Here is a 23,710-nt window from a genome sequence, read left to right on the forward strand (position 1 = left end):
GTCCAGCCACTACACATCCTCCCGGTCAGCCCTGGATCAGGCGGCTGTCGAACCCTGAGGCGACGAGGGACTCGTAGGCGTCACGCACCGCCCGGGGGACCTCCTGATCGATGGCGAAGCCGAGCTTGGGATACTCCATCACCCGCTGGAGGTCACCGACCATCATGTCGATGACGAGCCCGGCGTCCCCGGTTTCCTTGACATAGTCGCCAAGGCTCAGCGGCACGGAGGCACACACCACCTCAACTTCGGGCCACAGCTTCCGGGCGGTCGCGAAAGCGCGCCGTTCCATGTAGGGCATGCAGACCAGGAGCACGGTGGCGGGAACTATGCCGTTCACCTCCAGGGCCCGGCGAGAGAAGGTGATGTTCTGGCCGGTGTTCGACGCCTCCGGCTCCACCAGGATCACGGAATCAGGGACGCCGAGTTCCAGGGCCCGCTCACGGAAGTGCACCGCCTCCCCTCGCGGGAACACCTCCGCGGTCGAAGGGCTGTTCCCTCCGGTGAACACCAGAGCCGGGAAGAGCCCGGCGTGGTACAGCTCGGCGGAGTACGCCGCAACGCCGATGTCGTTGCAGCCCAAGGCGATCGCCACGTCACACGACCGCACCCGGTGGTGCACGCGGTGGTACTCCCAGATCAGTTCCGCGTGCCGCCACTGCTCCTGGGTGATGGCACGTGCGTCGTCCGCCATGTATTCCTCCTCTGGTAATTGAACCAGGTCTCCTGCTCGGATCTGATGCCTTCGATACTGCGAAGCTGGTGGTCGAGACCGTGTCGGGAGGCGGTTTCGGCGGCCTGATCGAGAAGCCGCATGCCGTCGTCCCGGGTGGCCGGATCGGACAGCAGTATGTGGCCTTGAGCGGTATCCAAGCGAACTCGGGCCATAGGTGTGTCCGTGGTGCCGCTGTCTCGTGAGATGTCGATGCAATCCAAGGCCCGATCGAACTCACCTCTGCCACGATGCGCCAAAGCGAGTTTCTGGTGGGCTCCCGACCAATCACCCGGCTCGGCCAGGTCCTCGAACTCCCGGATAGTGGACTGAATGACATACGCGGCGTGGCCGTACTCGCCGAGTTTGCTCAGCGCAGTGCCTACCCACAGACGGGCACGAGCCCGATCACGGTGGTCGAGCCTCTCGTCCTCGGCGAGGGCCTCATAGCGGCGAGCAGCTGTATCCAGCTCGCCGGACATCTCCGCGACCACCGCGAGGGACAGATCGAGGCGGCCGACACGGCGTGGGATACCGAGTCGGTTGAAGAGTGCTCGCGCTTCGGAGTAGGAGCGTTGGGCCGAGAGCGGCCCGATCACCGCGCCCTGGTCACGCCGGATGTCTCCGAGCAGGGCCGTGGAACGGGCCAACAGGTACAGGCCCCTGTCGTCCAACTCCCGGGGCTGGAAACGGGAGGACCACCGCCCCAGAAGGGCCTCGGCAAAAGCGAAGTCCTGCCGGGACAGGGCTACAACGACGCGGTCCAGGTCGTCCACCCACGACTCATATTGATCGCCTCGTGTTCCGCTCGCCTGTCGGCGCTGGCCCGGCTCCCATAGCGGCTGCTCGTCCTGGGACAGGTTCGCCTCGAAACGCAGACGGACCGCGCCGTCCGCCCGGGCGAGAACGGTATCCAGGATGGCCTGGGTGTCAGGTCGGGGAACCGTCGCCGTCAGGAGTTTCTCCCATTTGGAGACGGTGCGGGTACCGACGCCGAGGTGTTCCGCGAAGGCGCGGACGCTCATTCTCATCGCCAAGCGCAGGGATCGAGCCTCCAAACCGGTCCAGCGATGCACAACTCTCACGTGTGCCCCCTTTCCGGAAACCATGGAAGCACAATTCGCGCGGACGGACGACATAAGTGCAACGAAAGTGCAGCAGAGGGTCGTTGGCGGGTGAGCGTGTCGGAACCAGGCTGTGGTGTGCCATCGGTTCACGCGAACGCGGAGGCTCCAGGAGGACCTTCTCCCCGTGGTCCAGCAGGGCGCAAGCCGAGGCAAGTCCTCCCAGACCTTCGCGAAGAGCATGGACCCCTTGGCCTTGGAATTCCTGGAATTCACACCCATGGACAGGGGAAAAGATGTTCATCACCCTCCAGAAGCAACATGAACCCGAGGACATAGATCGCGGCTTCAACGTGGTCGAACGCAAAGGCATCGGCCACCCCGACTCGCTCGCCGACCTCATCGCGGAGGAGTTCTCCCGCCGCTACTCACTCCACGGACTCGACCGCTTCGGAGCGGTCCCGAACCACTGGGTGGACAAGGTCGCCCTGATCGGCGCCGAGGCTGAGGTCGTCTTCGGCCGCTACACGGTTCACAAGCCCATCAGCGCGTACCTGTTCGGCAAGGTGACGCGCTCGGTGGGTGACCGGTCCATCCCGATCGAGGGACTGTTCCGTGCGGCGGTCGAGGACGTCCTGGCCGAGGCGACCGGTAGTGAGGACATCGTCCGTTCCGTGCGCAGCTTCGTGGAGAACACCGCCGGTGTCGGCGCGGATCACCCGGCCTCTTTCTACCGCCCGTCCGCTGGCGAGGAGTGCCGTGTTCCGGGTGGCGGCGCGCTGGCCAACGACACGGCCTTCTGTAGCGCCTACGCCCCCGCCGGTCCCTTGGACGTCTTGGCGATCGACGTGGAGAACCACGTCAACGGTCCCTCCTTCAAGGACAGGCTCGACGGCCTCGGTTCCGACGTCAAGGTAATGCTGGTCCGGTCGGGGAGCGTGTTGGAGGTGACTATCTGCCTTCCGGTGCACCCCGATGCGGTCGGCTCGCACCGTGAGTACACGGCCCTGGTATCCAAGGCGTACGACCGCCTCGACGCCTTCATCAACGAGCACCCGATCGTCCGGCGGAAACCGTGGCTGACGCGGTTGAGCGTCAACACCAAGGACCACGGTTGCAGCGCCTACCTGGCACCCTTCGGGACCTCGCTGGGCAAGGGCGACTGCGGGCTCGTAGGACGCGGCAACAAGGCCAACGGCGTCATCTCCGCCAGCGGCGGTGCGGGGGTGGAGGCCCTGGCCGGGAAGAACCCCGTGCACCACACCGGGAAGCTGTACACGCTCGTCGCCGCGCGTCTGGCTGACCGCATCCACGCCAAGCTCGGTGTGCCCAACGAGGTCGTGCTGGTCTCGCGCAACGGCGACCGCCTGGACGATCCGTCATTCGTGGGCGTTCGACTGGCAGGACGCGACAGCCGTCTCGACCGCGATGCCGTCGAGGAGCTGACCGCCGCGACACTGGCCGAGCTTCCGCTGCTCTCCGAGCGACTGCTCGCGCTGTCCCCGATCGACCGCTTCCGCGGCCCGTCGCTGGTCCTGGAGGTGTGAGCCGATGGCGGACATCGACCTGGCCGAGCACAGCGTCATCCTGGTCACCCTGGACTCGTGCCGCTACGACGTCGCGGCGAGCGCGCACACCCCGAATCTGGCAAAGCTCGGTCCGCTGCTGCGGGCCGAGAGCCCGGGAACCTACACGCTTCCCGCCCACGCCGCCTTGTTCAACGGCTTCCTGCCCCGACCGGTCTCAGGGCCCCTCACACTCGGCGGAAACAGCGTGGACACCATCTGGCGTTCGGCCGCCGCCCGGCCCTCGAAGCGCCACGCCGCTGTCCCCTTCGACGGGCCCACGCTGATGGCGCACTACAGCAGGAAGGGTTACAGGGTAGTGGGCGCCGGCGGTGTCACCTTCTTCGACTCCTCGGATCCGGCCAACGGCCTGCCGGGGCTGTTCCCGGAGTTCCACTACTTCGGTCGCCCCTCCCGCTCCCAGACCACACCAGAAGCTCGTGTCACCGATCGCGGCGAAGATCTGCCGTTGGCCCACACCCGGACGCTCGCCGACCTGTGTCTGGAGGCCGAACGGTTCTTCCTGTTCGTCAACTGCTCCAGCACGCACATCCCCTACACGACCCCGTTCAGCCCTCTCACCGAGCGGAACAAGGAACTTCTCCACCGCCTCTACCAACTGCACGACTCCCAGCAAGACACCTCCGGCGACAACGCCTTGACTTCTGACGACACCGAAGTGCTCCTGGACTTGCAGAGGCGCGCCCTGGAGTGGGCCGACACCCGTTTGGGGGACCTGTTCTCACGGCTGGAGACACAGCGTCCCCTGATGGTGGTCTGTGCCGACCACGGCGAGGAGTTCGGAGAGGGCGGCAGGTTCGGCCACGCACACCCGCATCCGACGGTCACCACGGTGCCCCTGTGGTGCGGCGTGTTGGGTGAGAGATGATCCATGGCCGACCTCCGTGCCTGGTTCATGCATCCCGCGATCACCACGGCTTCCTCCGAGGGAGTCCGGACACGGCTTGGGGTCTCCCCTAACCACGAGTCCTTCCGTGCCGGTGTCCTTCGAACCCATCTGCTCACCGCGCTTCTGGCCCACAGGGCCGCGCAGCATCTCGGTGTCCGTGCGCGGGTAGCGGTTCGGTGGGACGACAGCGACAGCCTGCGCAGGCGCGACGAATACCGGTCGCGGCTTCTCCGAGAGCTCACGCGGGTGGCTCAGATACCGGTCGAGGACGAACAGCGGGTCTTCCGCCAGAGCCAGCGAGGTGACCGGTACCAGCAGGCCTTACGGCGGCTGGATGTCCAAGGTCTCCTGGTGACGCGGCGAGGACTTCCCTGCCTTGATGTGGCCGCCGTGGATCGGCTCATGACCGAACAGGGCGTCTGCCCCAAGGCCTTGACCGCCTCGGTGGTCGTAAACACAGCCGCGGCCCTCTGTCCGGCGCAGGAGACGGTTCCGCTCATGCGCGGTGACGGGCGGGCCCTGTGGCATCTGGCCACGGTCGTGGACGACATCGAACAGCGCACGACCCTGATCGTCCGAGGCACCGACAAACGCGACGCCACACCCGTCCAGGTCCGCCTGTACTGGGCCCTAAACAAGGGAAAGCGCCCTCCAGCGCACCTGTTCCTGCCCAAACTGCTGGAGCCGGGGTCTGTAGTACCTCGCATCTCAGGCCTGCTCGAACAGGGCGTCAGGCCCTCGACGCTGCGGTACTTCTTCGCGGAGCCGTACCTGGGCCAACCGCAACCAACCGCTCTGCCGAACAGCTTCTCCGCCCTGGTGGACCAGGTCCGTACGGTTCTTCCCCGGTACGGGGACAGCCTTCTGGACGAACCACGTCTACGGTCCCTGGATCGGAAGATGTCCGCCACCCTCCCCCCAGAGGTGGCCTGTCAAGAACTGGATGACCGCTGTCCGGGGGGATCCCCGCGCGTCATCGCGTGGATTACCCGGCGCTACCCGCGGCCGCTGTCCCAACAGGTCCGGCTGTGCCGGGCACTCACCGACATCGAGATCAACCATGAACCGCCTCCCGAGCAGGCGGAGGAGGCGTGGTGGTGGCTGGACGCCTGGTCACGCGACATGGCCAAAGGCCCGCCTTCGCATCCGGTGCGCTGGGTGCTCACCGGACAGCGGGACGGGCCCGCAGCATCAGAACTCCTGGAGGTTTTTCCTCCACACCTGGTGGCCTCGCGACTGCTTGCGGCTCGTCAGGCGTTGAGCCGCTCCAGTGCCGCGCGCAGCCGTCCCAGTGTGCGCTCGCGGCCCAGCAGTTCCAGTGACTCGAACAGCGGCAAGCCAACCGTGCGGCCGGTGACCGCGACCCGCACCGGCGCCTGAGCCTTGCCGAGCTTGAGCCCTTGGGCGGCCCCGGCCTGCTCCAGGGCTCCCTTCAAGGACTCGGCGTCCCAAGTCAGGGACTCATCGGAGAAGGCGGTGATCGAGGCGGTGAGCATCTCCGCGCCGATCCCGGGCTTCATGGCCTTGGCCCAGCTCTTGTCGTCGAAGACCGGGGTGTCCAGGAACAGGAAGTCCACGTTCGGCACGATCTCGCTGAGCACCGCCACCCGGCTCTGCGCCAGCGGGGCGATCTGGGCGAAGACGCCCGGGTCGAAGTCCTCACGCCGCCACGGCACCTGCTCACCCTCCAGGTAGGGGGAGCAGCGCTTGACGAACTCGTCCACCTCCAAGGCGCGGATGTAGTCACCGTTGAAGGCGCGCAGCTTCTTCTCGTCGAAGAAGGCGGGCGAGGAGTTCACGTCCGACAGCGCGAAGAGCGGGATCATCTCCTCGATCGGCATGATCTCGCGGTCATCCCCCGGTGCCCAGCCCAGCAGCATCAGGTAGTTGACCATGGCCTCAGGAAGGAAGCCCTCGGCTTGGTAGGACTCCATGGCGACCTTGTCCCGGCGCTTGGACAGCTTCTGGCGTTTTTCGTTCACCAGCACCGGAGCGTGTGCCCACACCGGCGGGGTGTGCCCGAGCGCCTCCCACAGCAACTGCTGCTTGGGGGTGTTCGACAGGTGCTCCTCACCGCGGATGACGTGCGTGATGCCCATCTCGGCGTCATCGACCACGTTGGCCAGGACGAACAGGGCGGTGCCGTCACCGCGCGCGATGACGAAGTCCTCCAGGGCCTCGTGCGGGAACTCCACCCGGCCCCGGATCTGGTCGTCCACAACCGTGGGCCCGCCCTCGGGGATCCGAAAGCGCAGCGCACGACCCGGCCCGGCCTCCAGACCTCGGTTCCGGCAGAACCCGTCGTAGCCCAGGTTGGGGTTGTCGCGCCGGGCCTGGACCTGTTCGCGGGTGCAGTCGCAGTAGTAGGTCAGCCCTTCCTTGCGCAGGCACTGGGCGGCCTCGGTGTGCTGGTCGGCGTAATCGGTCTGGGAGTAGGGGCCCTCGTACTGGGTGGCGTCCACGCCCAGCCAGGCCATCGCGGCCAGGATGCCCTCGGTCCACTCAGGGCGGGAACGGGCGGCGTCGGTGTCCTCGATGCGCAGCACCATGGTGCCGCCGGATTGTCGCGCGACCACCCAGTTCAGCAGCAGGGACCGGGCGTTGCCCACGTGGAACATGCCGGTCGGGGAGGGTGCGAACCTGGTGCGAATCGAGGTGTCAGTCACCCACAGAGCCTAGCGCGATCCACTGCTGTACCGAGTGGGATAACGATCGGTCGGAAGAGTCCGAAGTTGTGATCAGTGAGCTCACCGAACACGGCCCCGTATAGCTCATTCCTCTGTTTACTTTACGGCTACCAAGCCCACACGCCCTCGAAAGCGAGCCCTCCCATGTCCGACACCCCTACGTCCTGCGCACGTACCCTGTCTCGGTCAAGGACGTCGTCATCCGCGACGACAGGGTGCTGCTGCACAACGAGCGTGACGAGTGGAAGCTGCCGGGCGGCAAGATCGAGCTCGGCGAAGCCCTCGAGGAGTGCCTGGCCCGGAAAATCGCGAAGGAGACGGGCTGGCCCGTTCAGGTGACCGAGATTCTCGACTCGTGGATGGATCACATCGCCCAGGTGAACCGGCACGTATTCATCGTTACCTATGTGGGTGCCACGTGAGCTCCCCGGCCACGGTCGTAGTCTCCAACGAACACAAGGAGACCACCCTGCTGACTGAAGCAGAGGTACCCGCCCCACCTATGCCTGAGGGATAAAAGCACTCGGTCCAGGCGTGGTCCGCGCGAAATCGCGCGTGAACACGAGGTGAGCCCGTCCGTCTTCGGGAAGCGAGCAGGTGGAGGGGGCAGGGTTATCAACTCTGCCCCCGCCGTCTGGAAGCCAGGCTGAGGACGGACGTTGACCAGGGAATTCGTCCGTAAGCGCCCTCCTCAAAAAGGACTGGTCGCAACCCGGCGATCCCGATTGTGGCCGGGAAACGGTACAACTGGGAAGCCGAACCGGGCGCTGCCGGAGATAGTCCCTCACAAGAAACGTCACTACATGACCGATCACAGCCCCTACGTCGGGCGGGTGTACGCGGCCCTGTCCAGGTCGATGAGTCTGCGCAGCTTGGAGATCGGCCGCACGGCTACGAACCGCTGGGCGCGTGCGCGTCTGCGCTCCCCCTTCCCCAAGGGCGTTCGCGGCGGATCCGTCGAGTGGAGCGACGATGCCGGTTGGTCGCTGCTCCTGTCCGTCCTGGACGAACCGGAGCAGCGGTACTGGCTGAACCGAGCTCCGGTCGCCGGTGTGTCCGTGGTCGCGAACTGGGCTCTCCAACTGGTCGAGGAAGTCCGGACTCCGAACGCGGGCCTCCTGTTCTCCCTCGTGGACATCCACACGGAGAGGGTGCCGCACACCGAGCCGCCGGAGAAGGTGGACCGGGAGCTTGCGGCCTACGAAGATCCGGCCAAGCGGTACGGCGGGTTCTGGGCGAACGGGCAGCTCCCCGTGGAGAAACCGCAGGAACCCGAGACCAGAGTCGCCGCCCTCGCGCTCACCGACGTGATGCACGACTTCCTGAGTCGGGACGGAATCGACAGCGGCCAGTACGCCGTGCGCGGAGCCCACGAGAAATGGAAGCGTGGGACGTATCTGGGCCTGTTCATCGACAAACGGGCCGGTCGGGACGCGCGGACCATCACGGGTCTGGGGATGGTGGCTCCTGCGGGCAAGTCCGGGACCTTCGAACGCAAGGTCGAGATCTCCCACTACGCCCGCCTGTCACAGCCGGTCCCCCTGGAGCTCTTCTCCGATCTGGGCAAGGTCGCCAGGGATTCCTTCGACCGCAACCGGAACCTGACCCCGGTGGCCGGACAGAAGATCCTGGCGCGACTGACCGACAGGTCACCCGAGGCCGCCCGGCGCGTCGCATGGCTCGAAGCGCAGATCAGACTGGAGGAGCCCTCTACCGAGGACCGTCTGATCCGGCCGCTGGAACGCGACGCGCTCGGTGTGCTCTTCGAGGCCTTCGACATCGAACGGGAGCACCTGCTGAGCTGGCGCAGGGAAAGCGAAGCCGATCCGTTCCTCACGGGACTCGCCGGGGCCCGGAAAGGGGGCCGGTTCAACCCGCAGGAGAAGTGGCAGGTGGACTTCGACGCCACCAATTTTCCCGGCTGGAGGTTCCACAACACCGATCACGTGGCCTGGCGCAGGTTCGAGAACAAGTACGGGTCCAGGTCCCTGCTGGTGGCCAATATCGACCGCACGCCCGCGGAGAACAAGACCGGCGTGGACCTGGTCTATTACAACCCTCACGGCGGCAACTTCGTCATGCTCCAGTACAAGACGATGCGCCAGACCGAGGAGGGTCTGTACAGCAGCATCGACGAGCGGTTCCTCACACAGATCAAGCGCATGCGCGAGTTGGACGAGAAGACCCGCGACACCACGCCCAGGCACCCGGACATCCGCCTCGTCGACACCCCGTGTTTCATCAAGCTGTGCGCTCCCCAGACGCGCATGTCAGCGGGTACCGAACTCATCTCAGGCATGTACTTCACCCGTGAGCACTTCGAGATCCTCCACGAACACACCGAGGACCTCGGGCACAGCACAGGCAAGCGGATCCGCCAAGCCTCGATTCCCCGGTACCTGACCGGCACCGACTTCATTTCCCTGATGTCCAACGGCTGGCTGGGCAGCCGGGGCACGGGAACCGAGCAGTTGTACGAACAGCTCGACCTCTCGCTGGCCGAGGGCAGGTCGGTCATGTTGGGGACGCATACGGACGGGCTTCCCCTGATGAACCACAGCTCGGGGCAGTGGCAGGAGAACTTCTGATCCCCGACTGAGGGCAAATGGTCGAAACAGTCTGATAACCGGCCTTATCAAGTAATCAACTCCATTCGAACCGATGGGTTCTCTATGGTGATGCCTATCGCGTTTCACTCGCTGCCCGCACTTCTCGGGCGGCTCCTGGAACGCGGTGGTCCCATCCTCTTCGTAGGCCGTCGATCCGGTCTGCGCACTTCCCTTAGAGGAATCACCGTGAACACCATGCTCATCTTCACTCTCATCACAGCGACGGGCGCGCTCTGCGCCGTACTCGGTTACCTGTTCGCCCGATACCGCACCGATTCCGAGAATCGCCGTGATCGGAACGAGCAGAACCGCCTGGGCACAGAGTTGCGGCTCGCTGAGGAACAGCGCGACCAGGCCCGGACGCAGGCGGCCCAGCTCCGCACTGAGCGCGACGAGGCCCAGCGGTCCCAGCGCGAACGCGAGTCCGCCTGGTCCGAACTGACCACCCGGTTGAACGCCGTGTCCGAGGAGAGGGGCCGTTTGGAGACCGAATGCAAGGCGACCGGGGAGGAACTGCGCAGGGCCCGGTCCGAAGCGGACGACCTGAGGAAGTCGTTTGAGGACGGTCGGCGGCGGATCCAGGAGCTGGAGGAGGCCCTGGTCGATGCCGAGAAGGACAAGGCGGCGCTGGGGGCGGTGATCGGCCAGTACAAGGAGCGTGCCGGCGGTTACGAGACCGAACTGGCGAAGCTGCGCGCCGAGCGGTCGGAGCTGGAGAGGAGGCAGGCGGAGGTGGACGCGGCCCGCACGCAGGTCGAGCAGATCCGCGAGGAGCACGCCCGGCTCCAGACCGAACAGGTCGAGGCGACCGTGGCCAAGATGCTGGAGTCCTCCCAGGAAAAGCTGACCGCGACCGCGGAGGAGAAACTGGGTACGACCGCCAAGGCCGTCACCGAGAAGCTCCAGGAGCTGGGGCTGCACCTGCGCGAGTTCGACGGCAGGCGCACCTCGACCGAGACCCGTCTGGACGAGCAGATCAGGAACCTGGCGGCGGAGAACGCCCGGGGCCGCGCGCAGACCGAGGCGCTGGTGAAGGCGCTGCGCAAGCCGCAGGTGCGCGGCCAGTGGGGCGAACTCCAGCTCAAGAAGGCCGTCGAGCTGGCCAACATGCGTGAGCACTGTGACTTCGACACCCAGGAGACCATGGTGGACGAGGACGGGCGCGTCCTGCGGCCGGACATGATCGTCAACCTCACCAACGGCCGGAGGGTCGTGGTGGACGCCAAGGTCTCCCTCGAAGCCTTCCTGAACGCCCTGGAGGCGGAGGACGACACCGGGTACGAGCGCTTCATGGACGAGCACGCCGCACAGATCCGCAGGCACGTGGACGCGCTCGCCGCGAAGGAGTACTTCGTGAAAGTGGCGGACAGCCCCGACTTCGTCCTGATGTTCCTGCCCAACGAGTCCCTGTTGCAGGCCGCCTTGGAACGCAGGGCCGACCTGTACGAGCACGCCCTCGCCAAGGGGATCATCATCGCGACCCCCACCGTGCTGATCCCCATGCTGCGCACCATCGCCCTGTCCTGGGACGAGAAGGCGATGCGGGAGAACACGGAGGTCATCCACGAGCTGGGCCGGGAGATCTACGACCGGCTCGCCAAGGTGGGCGAGTACCTCGGGAAGCTGCGGGGGTCCCTGGACAGTTCGGTGAAGCACTACAACGAGGCGATCGCCTCGTTGGAGGGGCGCGTGCTGCCGACCGCCCGCAGGTTCCCCGAGCTCGGTGTCCGCCCGAAGAAGGAGCTGGCCGAGCTGCACCCGGTGGAGCGCCAGCCCCGGGAGGCCGTCGCCCAGGAACTGGTGGCGTCGGCCGCCACCACGCCCGGAACCGTCTCCGTGGAGCACGAACCGCTGAACTGACCGGTACGCCGAGGCGCGACGCGGCCCTTCCCGGGCGGGTTCCGGGAAGGACCGCGTTCGCGCACGACATGGATGCGCTGTGCGGTCAGGCCGCGGCGGGGACGCGAGCGAGGTCGCCCATCGCCCGTGCCCAGGGCCGGTGAGCGGGCGGGTCGGTGTGCGGTCGCAGCCTCAGGAGGAGGGCGTCCACGTCGTGGGCTTCCTCCAGGCCCGCGGGTGTGGCGATCCAGAACGACTGCGTCGCCTCGCCCCACCAGATGACCAGTCCCCGGTGGCGGGCCTGGACGGCGGCGGCCCGGGCGTGCTCGACGGCGAACTCGGCGCGGTGGCCGCCCAGGCGGGGCAGGCGCTGGGCGCGGCGGGTCCGGCAGGAGGGGTGCTCACACATCGGGCAGGCCGGGCCGACAAGTGGGCGCCGCCGGGGCAGCATCGGGAGGGGGCGGAAGTCGTCGGAGCCGCGGGGCCGCGGGATAGGGTTGGACACCAGATCCTCTTTTCCTTGCTTATGCGTGGTTGGGTTTTGGGGGTTCAGGGCCCGGGAGAGGCGCGGCAACGCTTTCCTGGGCCCGTCTCATGTCTGCGACATGTCAGAGCGCGAAGCTCAGTCGTCAGTGGTGGTCTCCCACTGGCTGCCGGTCAGGTCGTAGGCCAGGAAGAACCACACGCTGCGGAACTCCGCTTGGCCGTTGTCACCCCACTCCGAGGCGAGGGCGTTCACCATCGCCAGGCCGCGCCCGGACTCGGCGCTCAGGTCGAGACCGTCCGCCCTGGGTTTGAGGCGGCCGTCCCTCTCGCGCAGGCCGCCCCGGTCGCGGCAGGTCAGGTGCAGCCCGGTGCGGTGGCGGTGGGCGAGAAGGGTGTAGGTGCCGCCGGGTCGGCCGGAGAGACTGTGCCGGAGGGCGTTGTTGGCGAGTTCGCTGCCGAGCAGGGTGAACAGGTACCGGTAGTCGGCGCCCTGGGCGGCGGCGCAGGTGTCCAGGAAGGCGCGCACCAGAGGCATGATGGCCGGGGTTCCGGCGAAGTCGTAGCGGCGCAGGCGGTAGTTCGGGCGCTCGGCGCAGCGGGTGAAGTAGTGGCGGTGGACGGGCCGGACGAAGCTGGACAGCGGAACCGTGGCCTCTCCCAGCTCCGACAGCGGAACAGCAGTGGTTACAGGCATGACGGACACGCTCCTTGGCATGAGCAGGACGAGAACAGGGGTGACACGAGCCCGTTGGAGGAGTCTCACGGTTGCCGTGATGCGCGGAACGGGCGAGGCGTAGCCTGACCGGCATGAACCCTGTGTGATCTACCGGTCACTGACTACATCTTCATAGTGATACTCAGATTCTGAGTTGTCAACGCTCTGTGTCAGAATACGAGTAACTTGGAACGTAGGATCCCCTCATGCAGAGCCCGATCAGTCCCACCGTGCGTCGCCGTCGCCTGGCTCGCGAGCTGCGCCGCCTACGCGAAGCACACAGCCTCAAGCTGGCCGCAGCCGCCAAGGAGTCCGGCGTCCCCCTGTCCACGATCAGCAGCATCGAAAACGCCACAGCCAGACGGATCAGAGCCCGAGACATCGATGCACTCGCCGATCTCTACCGCGCTTCCGAAGAGGAGAGGCAAGCCCTACACGAGCTCACCCGCGAGTCCAAAGAGTCGGGGTGGTGGTCCAGCTACAAGGACGTCTTTGGAGGTAACGCCCTTCCTGACTTCGAGGCCGAGGCTTCGCTGATCCGAAGGTTCGAAGGACTCACGATCCCGGGTCTCTTGCAGACCCCCGAGTACTCAGCCGCTGTCATGCGCGCCGGACGTGTCATAGAAGAAAGCGCTGTGGAGCGCCGTGTACAGGCCCGGATGGAGCGCAAGAACATCTTCAACCGCATCAAACCACCGCACATGGTGGCAGTCATCGACGAAGGTGCGCTGAGACGCGTTATCGGTAGCCCCGAGGTGATGCAGGAGCAGCTCACCCATCTCAAGAACATGGCCCTTCGGCATCACATCGATATCCAGGTTCTGCCCTACACCGCAGGAGCCCACCTGGCTCTTGCTGGGCCGTTCACGATCCTGGACTTCCCAGCCCCCAAGGATCCCCCGATCGTCTATGTGGAGACAGCCGTGGACGGTCTCTACCTGGATCAACCGGAAGAACTGGAACGATATACCTTGGCATTCGGCAATGTGCAGAGCGTGGCACTATCCACTTCCCTCTCGTTCCAGCTCATCAACGATGTGCTGCGGTCCCTGGAGGACATGGCATGACCATCCAACTTGAGTTCCGCAAGAGCAGCTACAGCGCCCAAGGGCAAGAGTGCGTTGAAGTTGCCCACTTCCCCGACAACTTCCGCGATAGCAACGACTGCGGCGCGGCCATCCGCGACTCCAAGCACCCCGACGCCGGACACCTCCCCTTCCCCGCCACCGAGTGGAGCGGCTTCCTCTCCGCCGCCCTCTCCCGCTAGCCAGCAGCCATCACCGAAGCCCGGCCGGGTCCAGAACGAGGACCACGGCCGGGCTTCTGCTGTCGGCACACCCCGAAGTCACCCGAAGTCACTCCGAGGCCGCACCACCGCCACTCACCAGTCACACCGGCACCTTTCGGCACACCACAAAAACAAGCGGTCACGAGCACCAATTTCTCAGAATCGCTTCCTGTCGATCTGACAGGAAGCTAAGCTCAGCGCATGCCGAACGAAACCTGGCAACCACCCCCCGTGTTGTTGACCGTCGACCTGGTCATCCTGACCCTTCGGTCCTCAGCCCTCCACATCCTCCTCATCGAAAGGGGCATCGAGCCCCATAAGGGCGAACTGGCCCTTCCCGGCGGGTTCATCGCCGATGCCGGTGAGGACGTCTTCGACGCGGCCTGCCGAGAACTGCGGGAAGAGGCCAACCTCGACGCGACGGAACTCCACCTGGAGCAGTTAGGCGCCTATGGCACCCCCGGCCGCGACCCGCGAGGACGCATCGTCTCCGTCGCCTACCTCGCCATCGCCCCCGGCCTGCCCGAACCCGAGGCCGGTACCGACGCCTCGGCGGCCTCATGGCGCCCCGTCGAGGAGTTCTCCTCGGGTCGCGGGCGACTCGCCTTCGATCACCGGCAGATCCTCGGAGACGGGCTGGAACGCGCCCGGTCGAAGATCGAGCACACCTCGCTGGCCACGGCCTTCTGCGAGGAGACCTTCACCATCGCCGAACTGCAACGGGTCTACGAGGCGGTGTGGGGATTCGAGCTCGACCCGCGCAACTTCTACCGCAAGGTCCAGGCGGTGACGGGCTTCCTCGCCCCGGTCGTCCCGGACCGCCGCATCACCAAGGGGCGCCCCGCTCGCCTCTTTCGAGCAGGCCCCCAGCAGGTACTGCGCCCGCCGATGATGCGCCCCCTCCCCCTAACCAGGAACGAGAGCAAGTGATGAGCGACGACCTCGTGGTGGTGCTGACCGCCCTGAACCTGGAGTACCAGGCCGTGCGCGAACGGCTCCGCGCCCCCGAACCGCACCGGCACGCCAGGGGTACCCGGTTCGAGATCGGAACGCTGCCCGGTGGCCGTGGACGCGTCGTCCTCGGGCTCACCGGGAAGGGCAACCAGTCGTCGGCGGTACTGGCCGAACGGGCCATCCAGGAGTTCTCACCGGCCGCGCTCCTCTTCGTGGGCGTGGCCGGAGCCCTGTGGGACAAGCCGCCGCTGGGCGACGTGGTCGTGGCGACACACGTGTACGCCTACCACGGTGGCACCAGCGAGGACGACGGGCTCAAGGCCCGCCCTCGCGCGTGGGAGGCGGCGCACGAGATCAGCCAGACGGCCGCGCACCTGGCCAGGACCGGCGAGTGGGCCAGGCACACACCGCCAGGGCGGCAGCGGCCCCAGGCACACCTGGGTGCCATCGCCGCCGGGGAGATCGTGCAGAACTCCCGGGTCTCGCGTGAGGCCGCGTGGATCCGGCAGACCTACAACGACGCGCTGGCCATCGAGATGGAGGGCGCGGGCGTCGCCCAGGCCGGGCACCTGAGCGGGTCGCCGGTGGCGATCGTGCGCGGCATCAGCGACCGGGCCGACGGCACGAAGGCCACCGAGGCGGACCGGACCTGGCAGCCGGTCGCCGCCGCGAACGCCGCGGCCTTCGCCCTCGACCTCGCGGAAGAACTCATCGAGCAGGAGGAGTCCCCCACCATGCGCAAGGACAACAACTCCGGTGACGGAGGCAACGTCACCAACACCGCCTACGGAAGTGTCGGTCTCCAGGCGGGCCACGTGCGCGACAGTACGTTCCACGTGTCCTTCCCCTCCCCCGGGACCGGCGGGACCGAGATCGCGGACGAGCTCGCCACCCTCCGGGAGAAGCTGGCGCGGGAGCGCTCGGCGGGACGCATCGACGAGGACACCCACGAGGCGGCGTCGGCCGAGATCGACATCGCCGGCAAGGGAATCGAGGAGGGCACGCCCGAGAGCAGGAAGAGCTCGGTCCTGGCCCTGAAGCGCCTGCGGGGGCTGCTCGGCGACCTGGCGTCGCTGGCCGCGCAGGTCGCGACACTGATCACCGCGGTGAAGGGGCTCTCGTGAACGAACACGACACCTTCAACACCGCCGAATCCGGCTCCTTCGTCGGTGCCCAGGTCGGTCAGATGCACAACTCCAAGCTGTACGTGGTGAGCCCCGAGGACCCGCCTGAGCACGAATACACGGTGGGCCGTCAGTACCTCGACGACGGGGTTCCGAGAAAGGCGCGCGAACACATCGAACGTGCGCGGGCACGGGGCTTCGACGGCCCCGAAGTCCGTTTCCACTGGGCACTGGCGATCCTCAGCAAACGCTCCTACCGGGATCTCTCGAAGGAGGAGCGCGTACTCCTGGCCGAGCTGTCGGCGCGAAAGGGCCCGGTGGGGTACAGCGTGTGGCGCCAGGGGCTGAACGTCGTCTTCGCTCTGCTGTCCTGCGTGGACGGATCCGGCGGGGACTCCGAGGCCGCGATGGGCCAGCTACACAGCTTGCCCGACCCACAGCACGGCCTGATCCTGCGCCACCTCGGGCTGGTGCTCACCGGCAGTATGAAGCAGGGTGTGTGGCGTCAGCTCCAGGAGAACGCCGTGGAGGAACAGTGCGCCCGTGGACGGGTTGACCGTGTCTGGGCCTATTTCGCGCCGAAACCCGCCGAGGCCCGGGCCAGGTACCCCGCGCCCAGGAGCACTACTGGCTGGGATGTCCTCGGAGGGCTGGCCCTGGCGGGCGTGTTCCTGTTCGCTGTTGCGACCATCATGACCTCCGCCCTCGCACAGGGCAGCCTGCTGGCGCTGCTCTCCTGCCTGGCTGTACTCGTCTTCGGGCCGGTCGCGGGATGGCACATCACTCTCTGGAATCACCAGCACCGGCGGAGGATGGCTAAGGAATACGAGTACGGTTACCTGTTCTCCTCTCCGTCCCCACCAAAGGGAGGTTTCACCGATCAGGTGACCCACGATTTCGACCACTACTTCGCCAAGTACGCCCCAGAAACGGAGAGCAGGGGCACATGGCTGGATGAAACGCAGGGCATACGCCGTTCGCTGCGCGACGAGGTCGCCCGGGTCTACAGGGAAACCGGCGTTAAGGCCGAACAGGTGCGTTGGCTGGTCCGGTTCCTGGTGCGTGACGTGCGACGGCGCTGGCTCACGGGCCAGCCCTTGGAACCGCGCGAACTGCACAGGGTGGACACGGCGACCAAGGTCCGGTGCGTGATCCTGTGCCTGGCCCTGATCTCGACAGCCGCAGCCACCGTGGTCACCGCGTTCCAGCAGGCGCCTGTGACCGCAGTCGGTGGCGCCCTGCTCACTGTGGCCACCAGCGGATTCGCGTTTCCCCTGTGGCTGCGGGTCTACAGCGAGCGCCGACGCTACGACGAGGAGCTGCGGGAGATGAAGGAGACCATCAAAGCCCGCAAGGCCGAACACGAGCGGTGGAAGGGCAAACTCGACACCCTGCGCCCCACGGAGACGGAGATGGAGGCCTGGCTGGACGCGGACAAGGCTCTGCTCCTCGACGAAGCGTTGAAGGAGTACGACCTGGGCTGGCACGAGGTCATTGCCCATGCCTTCCTCGCGACATCCAAACACCCCTGTAAGTCAGCTCGCGAGAAGCACGGCCCCTGGCGTTACTCACGATACGAGATCAGGGCTTTCCTGGTCACCGATGAGGGGGTTCGCGAGGCCACAGCCGACCTTGACTTCGAGCGGGCCAGAACGCGGAGCAGCAAACGGGTCAACTACCGTTTCGAATCCATCTCCTCAGTCCAGGTTGAGATAACGAGTGCACGCCGATACACCCTGAAAATCACGCTGACCAACGGACCGGCCAAGAGCATCGTCGTGTCCGAGGCTCCCACCCATGACGTCGTGGACGAAGAGTCACAGAATGAGACTTCGAAGGCCAGCCTCGACGCCGCCGGTTTCTCCCACACGCTCCGCATCCTCGAAGGCATCGCCGCCGAGGGAAAACCGTGGTTCGAACGCGCGACGGATCCTCCACCCGCTTTCGCGTCCGAGCGCCCCGAGACCGATGCCCCTTCGGACGCGAGTGCCACCTCACCGGCACGAAACGGCACGGCCCGACGCGAGCGCTCAACGCAACCGCTCCCAGTCGCTCCCGTACCGTGAGCCTCCGGTGCACCCACGCGGGCACACCACGGCGGTGAAAGGCTCGCACCCGGAGGTTGCACATCTCCCAACGGGATCCGGGACAACGCGGCACAACCGGGTGAAGGCATTCACCCACCACCTGCGACTTTTTGCGTTCTCACGGTTCAGAACACTTACCGACCACAGGCCAAGTCCCCTCACCGACCGCAGAGACGAAAGCCCCTGACCGCTGCGCATGCGCAGCGGTCAGGGGCTTTTGGGTTGTCGGGGCGGCGGCGGGCCTGACGTTCAGCCCGTCTTCCGCAGCGCGGCGCGGGCGAACGCCCTGCCCCGCGCCGTCGGCGCGATCCCACGGGCAAGAGAGCCCTTGGGCCACCCACCCAACATGTCCAGCACCACCCACGCCTCGTCGGCGGTGTCCCTGGCCGCCAGCGAGTCCACCGGCAGGCCTTCGCTGATCCGCCATCCCAGACCGGTCAGGACCTCCGCGACCTCTCCGAGCACGTCCCGGCTCCCGGCCGCCGCGGCCAGCACCGTCACCAGGCACCCCACCCGCTCTACCTCGGGTTTCGGCTCGGGCGGCATCCGTGCGGCCAGGTGGTCCCACAGCGCCCGGGGGGCGTCGCGCACCTCCCTGCCCGCCTTGGTGGGCAGCAGTCGCCCCTTGTACCTGCGCACCAGTCCCATCCTCCGCGCGGACTCGCGCAGGTTGAGCACCGGGAGCGTCTGGTTCTCCCGGTTGAGCGCGCCGATCCAGCTCCCGGACAGGCCCAGCGTTCCGGCGGCCTCCTCCACGCTGGCCGGGGGCAGGTAACCGGCACCGGTCAGCTTCACCCCATCGTCGCCGACGTGGTCCAGCAACCAGGTGTAGGGTCCCACCGCCGCGCGGACGGTGGCCGTGCTCGGTTCCTCGTCCCCGGATACGGTCGCCTCGGCGATCAGGGACAGCAGCCGCCCCCGCACCCGCGGGTCGCGCACGGAGCCGAGCAAATCGGCGACCGGCCCGGGAAGGTCTTCGGGGAGCGGTTCGGACACCGCCCTCAGAGTCCGGTTGACCGTGTCGGCGTCGAACGGGACCGGTGTCCGGTCCGGGTCGGGGTCCTCGCCGAAGACCTCCCGGTACTCGGCGAGTGCCTCGGCGTGTTCGGGGTGTCCGGTGTCGGTTGCGGCGCTGAGGAGTTCGTACCCGGGCGCACCGCCGCAGTCCTCGGGTGGCGCGGGCCTGTCTCCCTCCGTGCACACGGCCCGCACGGTGTCCGCGTCGCGGGGCAGGACGGCCTGGAGGGTGAGCAGGTGCTCCCAGTCGTCGCCGAAGTCGTAGACGTAGAACAGTCGGTCTCCGACGTCGACCAGGACCTCGTCCAGCCTCACCTGCTCCTCAGGGACACCGGTCTCGCCCTCAGCCACATCGAACGGCGACAGGTAGCGCTCCGTCTGGTCGCTGTAGTAGTCGGGACCGCTGCCGAAGCGGTGCAGGTGGTAGTCCTCCCAGCCGAACGCGGCCTGGAGGATGGCGTGCACCTCGTTCAGGAACAGGTCCGACACCAGTTCCAGCCTGCGCCAGACGGGCGGCTCGGTATCCGTGAGCTCCGCACTGACCCGGTAGATGACGGTTTCGTCGCGGCGCGGTCGCCGCCGGGACGCGGGCACGGGCCTGGTGAACGGGTCGGCCGAGTCCCGTGAGGCGGAGAGGAGACCGTCCAGCCTCCTCGCCCCACCCTCTGCTCCGGGCCCCGTCGCTTCCTTCGGCAGACGTTCGGACTCATCGGGAACGTTGCCGGTTTCGTCGTGATCGCGCACGGGGGCAGGGTACCGAGAAATCAGACGTCCCTCTCATGGGGATCGCGGGTCGCCCGCAATCGGTGCCGCGCGCTGTCCTTCACCCAGTGGACTGCCCAGAGTGAGGTACCCCGAGGTTTCGGGACACATGTCCAGTTGTCCACCACGCCAGGATGCGCCCTTGACAACCACGGAGTATTGGAGCCTGGCACTCAGGAGCCGGAAACGTTCGACGCGATCGTGGCCCGTCGTGGACGCCGGGAACGTCAACGCCCATGAGGAGTGAACCGCTGGCGCATGCGGAAGTAAAGAAATCCGCGTGGAGCTTTGCTGTCAGTGGCGCTGGGGGTGTTCGCCAGGTGTTCGCCTAAGCGTGCGAACAGGGTGGATGGTGCTGACAGTGCAGGTCAGGGGCGGTACGGGGTGTTCGTTCGCACGCCCCGACTTATAACGTCTTTCTCCACTCTTATCGGGGTGAGGGAGGGGCTGGGCCAGGGCGGGGCACGAGAGCTTCTGACTGTCGGGATGTCCAATCCGGTGAATGGGATGGCTTCTCTGGAGGGGGAGGGGCATACCCATGTGGATGTGGGATGAGGACAGCGGTGCCAAGAGCGGGAGCGCTGGTGCTCGGCCAGGGTGGGGTGGTGTCCATGCTCGGACGTGTGAGGAAGGGCGAGTTGACCGCTGCGCTCTTGTTGGGTGTCCTGGACTCTTTCCGTGCGTGGTTGAACCCTGCTGAGTGGTCGCCTTGCGAGTGACGGCTCCGATCAGGGGTTCGCCTTCGAGGTCTTCGAGCACCGCTGAGGTCTGGTGAGCCGGGCACCGAAGAGGCGGTGTTTGGGTGATTAATGAGCCGTTTGGTGGTTTTAGAGTCAGTGGTGCGTGTGTCTGTTCCTGAAGAAGTTGGAAAAACGGCTGCTTTCCACTGGTAAGTTCGCAGGTCGTTGACTCTGCTCCCCGCGCACGCGGGGATGGTCCCACCGAAGCGCTCGACTCCGTGACTGCTGAGATCTGCTCCCCGCGCACGCGGGGATGGTCCCGGCCCGGTGCCGTCCTCGGCGACCTCGGCGGCCTGCTCCCCGCGCACGCGGGGATGGTCCCGTCGCCTCGTCCTGAAGGCGCGACGCGGCGCGCTGCTCCCCGCGCACGCGGGGATGGTCCCGTGCGCTCGTCCAGCTCACCGCCGGTTTTGGTCTGCTCCCCGCGCACGCGGGGATGGTCCCTTCGGCGTTCAGGTTCTGTCCCCGCAGACCAACTGCTCCCCGCGCACGCGGGGATGGTCCCCGCCGGGTCCGCCGTGCAGCTGGTACTGGAGTCTGCTCCCCGCGCACGCGGGGATGGTCCCGAGAGGACTTCCATGATGACCCCCGACGACCGCTGCTCCCCGCGCACGCGGGGATGGTCCTTGGGAGCGGTGGCCGCAGCACGAATGGACGGACTGCTCCCCGCGCACGCGGGGATGGTCTGCTTCCTGTCAGCGTGGTGCCAGAAGGGCTGGCGTGACTTCTGGCGCCCGCAGGTATGCTCCCCGCCCTGTCAGCCCCGATGACAGAAACGCTGTCAGTACTCCCTGCGCGCACGGACGTGCTTTCCCGAGACTGACAGACAAAGGGTCGCGAGCTTGATCCCGCTCCGGCGAGAAGATCGGCTGACATGGGGCGCGGCACAGGTGGTCGTCCTACCCGTGCAGGCACTCCAGCGCTGACAAAATCTCTCTGTCAGGACCATCCGCCAGCTCCCCCACCCCGCTGGTGAAACAGGGCACCGAGTTGGGGATCTCCATGGCGTCCTCGGTGCAGCCGAGCGTTCCGGTTCCCCCACCGTGTCGACGGGCCTGCGCACCGCCCGTGCCTTCAGGGCCGGAGTGAGCGCGGGAGAAGGAACCCTTAGTCAGCTGTCAGTCAGTGCGAGCCGCACTCGGGTAGCGCTGTCGCCCGCTGACGGTGGAGTGCACGGCCCCCTACGCGCGGACACCGGCGGCGGCCCGGAACACCGCCCTGTGTGGTGCCCATGCACACAGGCGGTTCCGGGCCGCGACGGCTTCCTGCGGCAGAGCCCCCTGCCGGGCCCTGCCGTAGACGCGTCCGGTGTCGGGGACGGACACCTTTCCCATAGGCGCGAAGCCGTGCCGTCACCGCAGGCGGCCACCGTGCCCTGTGGCCGGTGCGGCGGTGGTACGACCTCGGCCGCTTCTGAGCTCCGCCCACCTCGCGGTGCTCCTGGAGCGGCCCGCCCGACCCCCTCGGGCTGCCGCCGGTGCGCTGTCGGTGCCCAACCGGATGCCGCACCGGGAAAGGCGGGTGCCGTCGTCCGTCAACCGGTTCCCCGTGGTCGGCGGACCGGGAAACGGTCTGCGACCGGGGTGGCGGCCGGAGGCCCCCGGACCCGGGGAGGCGTGTCCCCGCCCTGTCGCCGCTGGCCGTCCGGAGCGGTGGGACGGTCGATTCGCTCCCCCTGCCGGGAACGGATCCGTTCGCCCCCGTTCGGGGGCCGGTCAGCGGAAACAGGACCCGGGACACGGGCGTCATCCTCCCTGGCCCCGGGAGCGGTGACGCGGGAAAGGGCAAGCCCCTCCGCGGATCGGGGCGGCGCTGGGGCCGCCGCGTCCTCGCCATGGACAGCGGCGCCCTCCTCGGGGTCCTCCCGAAGGGTGTTCGGACCGGAGGCCGTGTCCAGGACCTGCGGTGTGCCGTGGTCGACCACCAGCACCGGCGGGTTGGCCCCGACGTCGAAGCGGCGCCAGGCCGTGGTCCCGGTCTCGTCGCGTTCCCCGAGCCTCAGGTGGATGTGGGGCTCTCCGCGGTCCACGGCCCGCTGGTAGGCCCCGGTCACGTCGAACTCCACGCCGCCGCTCACGGGGCAGGCGGCCCTCCCGCCCCTGACCCTGCGGGTGTCGAGCAGGGCGCGGGCCCGCGGCTGGTCGTTCCAGGTGGTCCCGTCGTCGAAGGGATCGACCCGGTACAGCTGCACGTGGGAGTCGCTGTCGCAGTCGTAGGACCACACCACCTCGGTGCGCAGCACAGCGGAGTCCACGACGGTGCCGGGCCCCAGCGCGACCGGGAACCGGAACAGGGCCCTACGGGTGTAGACACGGTCCCACACGAGGCGCCCCGTGCCCACGCTGGCGGTCTCGGTGCCGCCGTGGGACCGGTCGGGAGAGGTGCGGTCCACGTAGGTCCACAAGGAGCTCTCGACCTCGGTCCGACCGCCGCCGGAGCGCACGGGGGCGGGAGAGCTGGCGGCGGGAGAGCCGTCGGTGGGAGAGCTGGCGGCGGCAGAGTGGTCGTCGGGTCCGATCGTGTCGCCGGGTTTCCCCGCGTCCGAGGCGGCCCTGCGCGGTTCACCGCTCCGCTCCCCCGAGGCGCCGTGCTCTCCGGAGACGGACGTGCCATCGGTGGCGGCGGGGGCCTTCTCGTGGGCTGTGGCGGGAGCGACCGTCCCCAGCACGAGGACCAGGGCATAAGCCGCCCAAGCCGCCGTCGCACGGGTCAGGGAACGACGCATGACGGTTGGTGCCTACACATTCCAACTACGACCGAAAAAGAATTCAGAAGAAACGTCCACAACCCGCTTCAACCACAAGGAATTTACCAAGCTTCCACCGCAACCCACAAACCCCAGGGGTATAAATACAGGCCAAAACCACGATTACTACCAGCAGAAACACGGACACCGCCGCAACCTGCCCGAAGGCGCTCGAACCCACCGGAGGCCTTTATATGACAACCAGAAAAAACCAATTCGCACCAGACCGGAAACCAGCCGTTACTCAGGACCGGCATACGCTGACAACAGCCCCTCGCCGCAGCCCGGTGCGGGGCCGCGGCGAGGTCGAAAGGGGTATGGCCACGAGGCGACGGAGCCCCCTCCGGAGCCGCTGGTCGCCCGCGGGCGACTCTCAGGCCATGAGGGCCATGACGGCGGGGGCGA

At 67.2% G+C, this 23,710-nt stretch carries 17 protein-coding genes and 1 CRISPR repeat array; of the genes, 10 read left to right on the plus strand and 7 right to left on the minus strand.

The genetic code is table 11. The annotated features are described in order from the left end of the window. Positions 1-25: 25 nt before the first annotated feature. Entirely contained in the window at positions 26-694 is a 669-nt protein-coding gene (locus tag FYW99_RS04045) for a YdcF family protein (protein ID WP_150250370.1), read from the minus strand. Next, positions 640-1,737: a hypothetical protein gene (locus FYW99_RS04050; protein WP_223838700.1), complete on the minus strand. Its 1,098-nt coding sequence runs from the start codon at positions 1,735-1,737 to the stop codon at positions 640-642. The genes FYW99_RS04045 and FYW99_RS04050 overlap by 55 nt, the downstream gene beginning before the upstream one ends. Before the next feature lie 335 nt (positions 1,738-2,072). Between FYW99_RS04050 and FYW99_RS04055 the strand changes: the two genes are divergently transcribed. Together FYW99_RS04055 and FYW99_RS04060 are read left to right on the plus strand one after the other, a co-directional pair. Further along, entirely contained in the window at positions 2,073-3,323 is a 1,251-nt protein-coding gene (locus FYW99_RS04055) for a methionine adenosyltransferase (RefSeq protein WP_150250372.1), read from the plus strand. A 4-nt stretch (positions 3,324-3,327) separates the two neighbouring features. Beyond that, a complete protein-coding gene (locus FYW99_RS04060) occupies positions 3,328-4,230 on the plus strand; it encodes a sulfatase-like hydrolase/transferase (RefSeq protein WP_150250374.1) in 903 nt (300 codons plus the stop codon). Positions 4,231-5,501: 1,271 nt separating this feature from the next. Here FYW99_RS04060 and gltX read toward each other — a convergent pair. Then, positions 5,502-6,917 carry a glutamate--tRNA ligase gene (gene gltX, locus FYW99_RS04065; RefSeq protein WP_150250375.1) on the minus strand — a complete coding sequence of 472 codons (1,416 nt, stop codon included), beginning with the start codon at positions 6,915-6,917 and terminating at the stop codon, positions 5,502-5,504. Between the two features lie 236 nt (positions 6,918-7,153). On the opposite strand from gltX, the gene FYW99_RS32155 reads away from it, so the two are divergent. The 3 genes from FYW99_RS32155 (at position 7,154) to rmuC (ending at position 11,407) form a co-directional block, all read left to right on the plus strand. Further along, on the plus strand, positions 7,154-7,360 hold the full coding sequence (locus tag FYW99_RS32155; protein WP_263364042.1) for an NUDIX domain-containing protein: 207 nt from the start codon (positions 7,154-7,156) through the stop codon (positions 7,358-7,360). Between the two features lie 381 nt (positions 7,361-7,741). After that, a complete protein-coding gene (locus FYW99_RS04075) occupies positions 7,742-9,526 on the plus strand; it encodes a hypothetical protein (RefSeq protein ID WP_150250377.1) in 1,785 nt (594 codons plus the stop codon). A 216-nt stretch (positions 9,527-9,742) separates the two neighbouring features. Next, on the plus strand, positions 9,743-11,407 hold the full coding sequence (gene rmuC / locus FYW99_RS04080) for a DNA recombination protein RmuC (RefSeq protein ID WP_223838745.1): 1,665 nt from the start codon (positions 9,743-9,745) through the stop codon (positions 11,405-11,407). An 85-nt stretch (positions 11,408-11,492) separates the two neighbouring features. Here the strand turns inward: rmuC and FYW99_RS04085 are convergent, their stop codons facing one another. Both FYW99_RS04085 and FYW99_RS04090 read right to left on the minus strand, forming a co-directional pair. Then, positions 11,493-11,891 carry a hypothetical protein gene (locus tag FYW99_RS04085; RefSeq protein WP_150250381.1) on the minus strand — a complete coding sequence of 133 codons (399 nt, stop codon included), beginning with the start codon at positions 11,889-11,891 and terminating at the stop codon, positions 11,493-11,495. Between the two features lie 117 nt (positions 11,892-12,008). Beyond that, positions 12,009-12,566 (minus strand): ATP-binding protein, encoded by a 558-nt coding sequence (locus tag FYW99_RS04090; RefSeq protein ID WP_150250383.1) that lies wholly within the window; start codon positions 12,564-12,566, stop codon positions 12,009-12,011. 227 nt (positions 12,567-12,793) lie between these two features. Between FYW99_RS04090 and FYW99_RS04095 the strand changes: the two genes are divergently transcribed. The 5 genes from FYW99_RS04095 (at position 12,794) to FYW99_RS04115 (ending at position 18,019) form a co-directional block, all read left to right on the plus strand. Beyond that, positions 12,794-13,654, plus strand: coding sequence for a helix-turn-helix domain-containing protein (locus FYW99_RS04095; protein WP_150250384.1), 861 nt, complete (start codon positions 12,794-12,796; stop codon positions 13,652-13,654). Continuing rightward, on the plus strand, positions 13,651-13,854 hold the full coding sequence (locus tag FYW99_RS04100; protein ID WP_150250385.1) for a DUF397 domain-containing protein: 204 nt from the start codon (positions 13,651-13,653) through the stop codon (positions 13,852-13,854). The genes FYW99_RS04095 and FYW99_RS04100 overlap by 4 nt, the downstream gene beginning before the upstream one ends. A 222-nt stretch (positions 13,855-14,076) precedes the next feature. Next, positions 14,077-14,805 (plus strand): NUDIX hydrolase, encoded by a 729-nt coding sequence (locus FYW99_RS04105; RefSeq protein ID WP_150250386.1) that lies wholly within the window; start codon positions 14,077-14,079, stop codon positions 14,803-14,805. Beyond that, complete coding sequence (locus FYW99_RS04110; RefSeq protein WP_150250387.1) at positions 14,805-15,953, plus strand: 5'-methylthioadenosine/S-adenosylhomocysteine nucleosidase family protein; 1,149 nt, start codon at positions 14,805-14,807, stop codon at positions 15,951-15,953. The genes FYW99_RS04105 and FYW99_RS04110 overlap by 1 nt, the downstream gene beginning before the upstream one ends. Then, a complete protein-coding gene (locus FYW99_RS04115) occupies positions 15,950-18,019 on the plus strand; it encodes a hypothetical protein (protein ID WP_223838701.1) in 2,070 nt (689 codons plus the stop codon). The genes FYW99_RS04110 and FYW99_RS04115 overlap by 4 nt, the downstream gene beginning before the upstream one ends. 270 nt (positions 18,020-18,289) lie before the next feature. Here FYW99_RS04115 and FYW99_RS04120 read toward each other — a convergent pair whose 3' ends face one another. Together FYW99_RS04120 and FYW99_RS04125 are read right to left on the minus strand one after the other, a co-directional pair. Then, complete coding sequence (locus tag FYW99_RS04120; RefSeq protein WP_223838702.1) at positions 18,290-19,801, minus strand: plasmid pRiA4b ORF-3 family protein; 1,512 nt, start codon at positions 19,799-19,801, stop codon at positions 18,290-18,292. 929 nt (positions 19,802-20,730) lie between these two features. Beyond that, a CRISPR array of direct repeats spans positions 20,731-21,247; the repeat unit is 29 nt; unit sequence CTGCTCCCCGCGCACGCGGGGATGGTCCC. Positions 21,248-22,093: 846 nt separating this feature from the next. Beyond that, entirely contained in the window at positions 22,094-23,284 is a 1,191-nt protein-coding gene (locus FYW99_RS04125) for a DNRLRE domain-containing protein (RefSeq protein WP_223838703.1), read from the minus strand. Positions 23,285-23,710 lie beyond the last annotated feature (426 nt).

It is taken from the genome of Nocardiopsis deserti (assembly GCF_008638355.1).
Lineage (GTDB): Bacteria > Actinomycetota > Actinomycetes > Streptosporangiales > Streptosporangiaceae > Nocardiopsis > Nocardiopsis alborubida.

Bases quoted from the DNA above. Each gene is read 5' to 3' on its own strand.
- FYW99_RS04125 (WP_223838703.1), bottom strand. From the start codon at position 23,284: ATGCGTCGTTCCCTGACCCGTGCGACGGCGGCTTGGGCGGCTTATGCC.
- FYW99_RS04090 (WP_150250383.1), bottom strand. From the start codon at position 12,566: ATGCCTGTAACCACTGCTGTTCCGCTGTCGGAGCTGGGAGAGGCCACG.
- rmuC (WP_223838745.1), top strand. From the start codon at position 9,743: ATGCTCATCTTCACTCTCATCACAGCGACGGGCGCGCTCTGCGCCGTA.
- FYW99_RS04105 (WP_150250386.1), top strand. From the start codon at position 14,077: ATGCCGAACGAAACCTGGCAACCACCCCCCGTGTTGTTGACCGTCGAC.
- FYW99_RS04060 (WP_150250374.1), top strand. From the start codon at position 3,328: ATGGCGGACATCGACCTGGCCGAGCACAGCGTCATCCTGGTCACCCTG.
- FYW99_RS04110 (WP_150250387.1), top strand. From the start codon at position 14,805: ATGAGCGACGACCTCGTGGTGGTGCTGACCGCCCTGAACCTGGAGTAC.
- FYW99_RS04055 (WP_150250372.1), top strand. From the start codon at position 2,073: ATGTTCATCACCCTCCAGAAGCAACATGAACCCGAGGACATAGATCGC.
- FYW99_RS04050 (WP_223838700.1), bottom strand. From the start codon at position 1,737: ATGAGCGTCCGCGCCTTCGCGGAACACCTCGGCGTCGGTACCCGCACC.
- FYW99_RS04075 (WP_150250377.1), top strand. From the start codon at position 7,742: ATGACCGATCACAGCCCCTACGTCGGGCGGGTGTACGCGGCCCTGTCC.
- FYW99_RS04095 (WP_150250384.1), top strand. From the start codon at position 12,794: ATGCAGAGCCCGATCAGTCCCACCGTGCGTCGCCGTCGCCTGGCTCGC.
- FYW99_RS04100 (WP_150250385.1), top strand. From the start codon at position 13,651: ATGACCATCCAACTTGAGTTCCGCAAGAGCAGCTACAGCGCCCAAGGG.
- FYW99_RS04045 (WP_150250370.1), bottom strand. From the start codon at position 694: ATGGCGGACGACGCACGTGCCATCACCCAGGAGCAGTGGCGGCACGCG.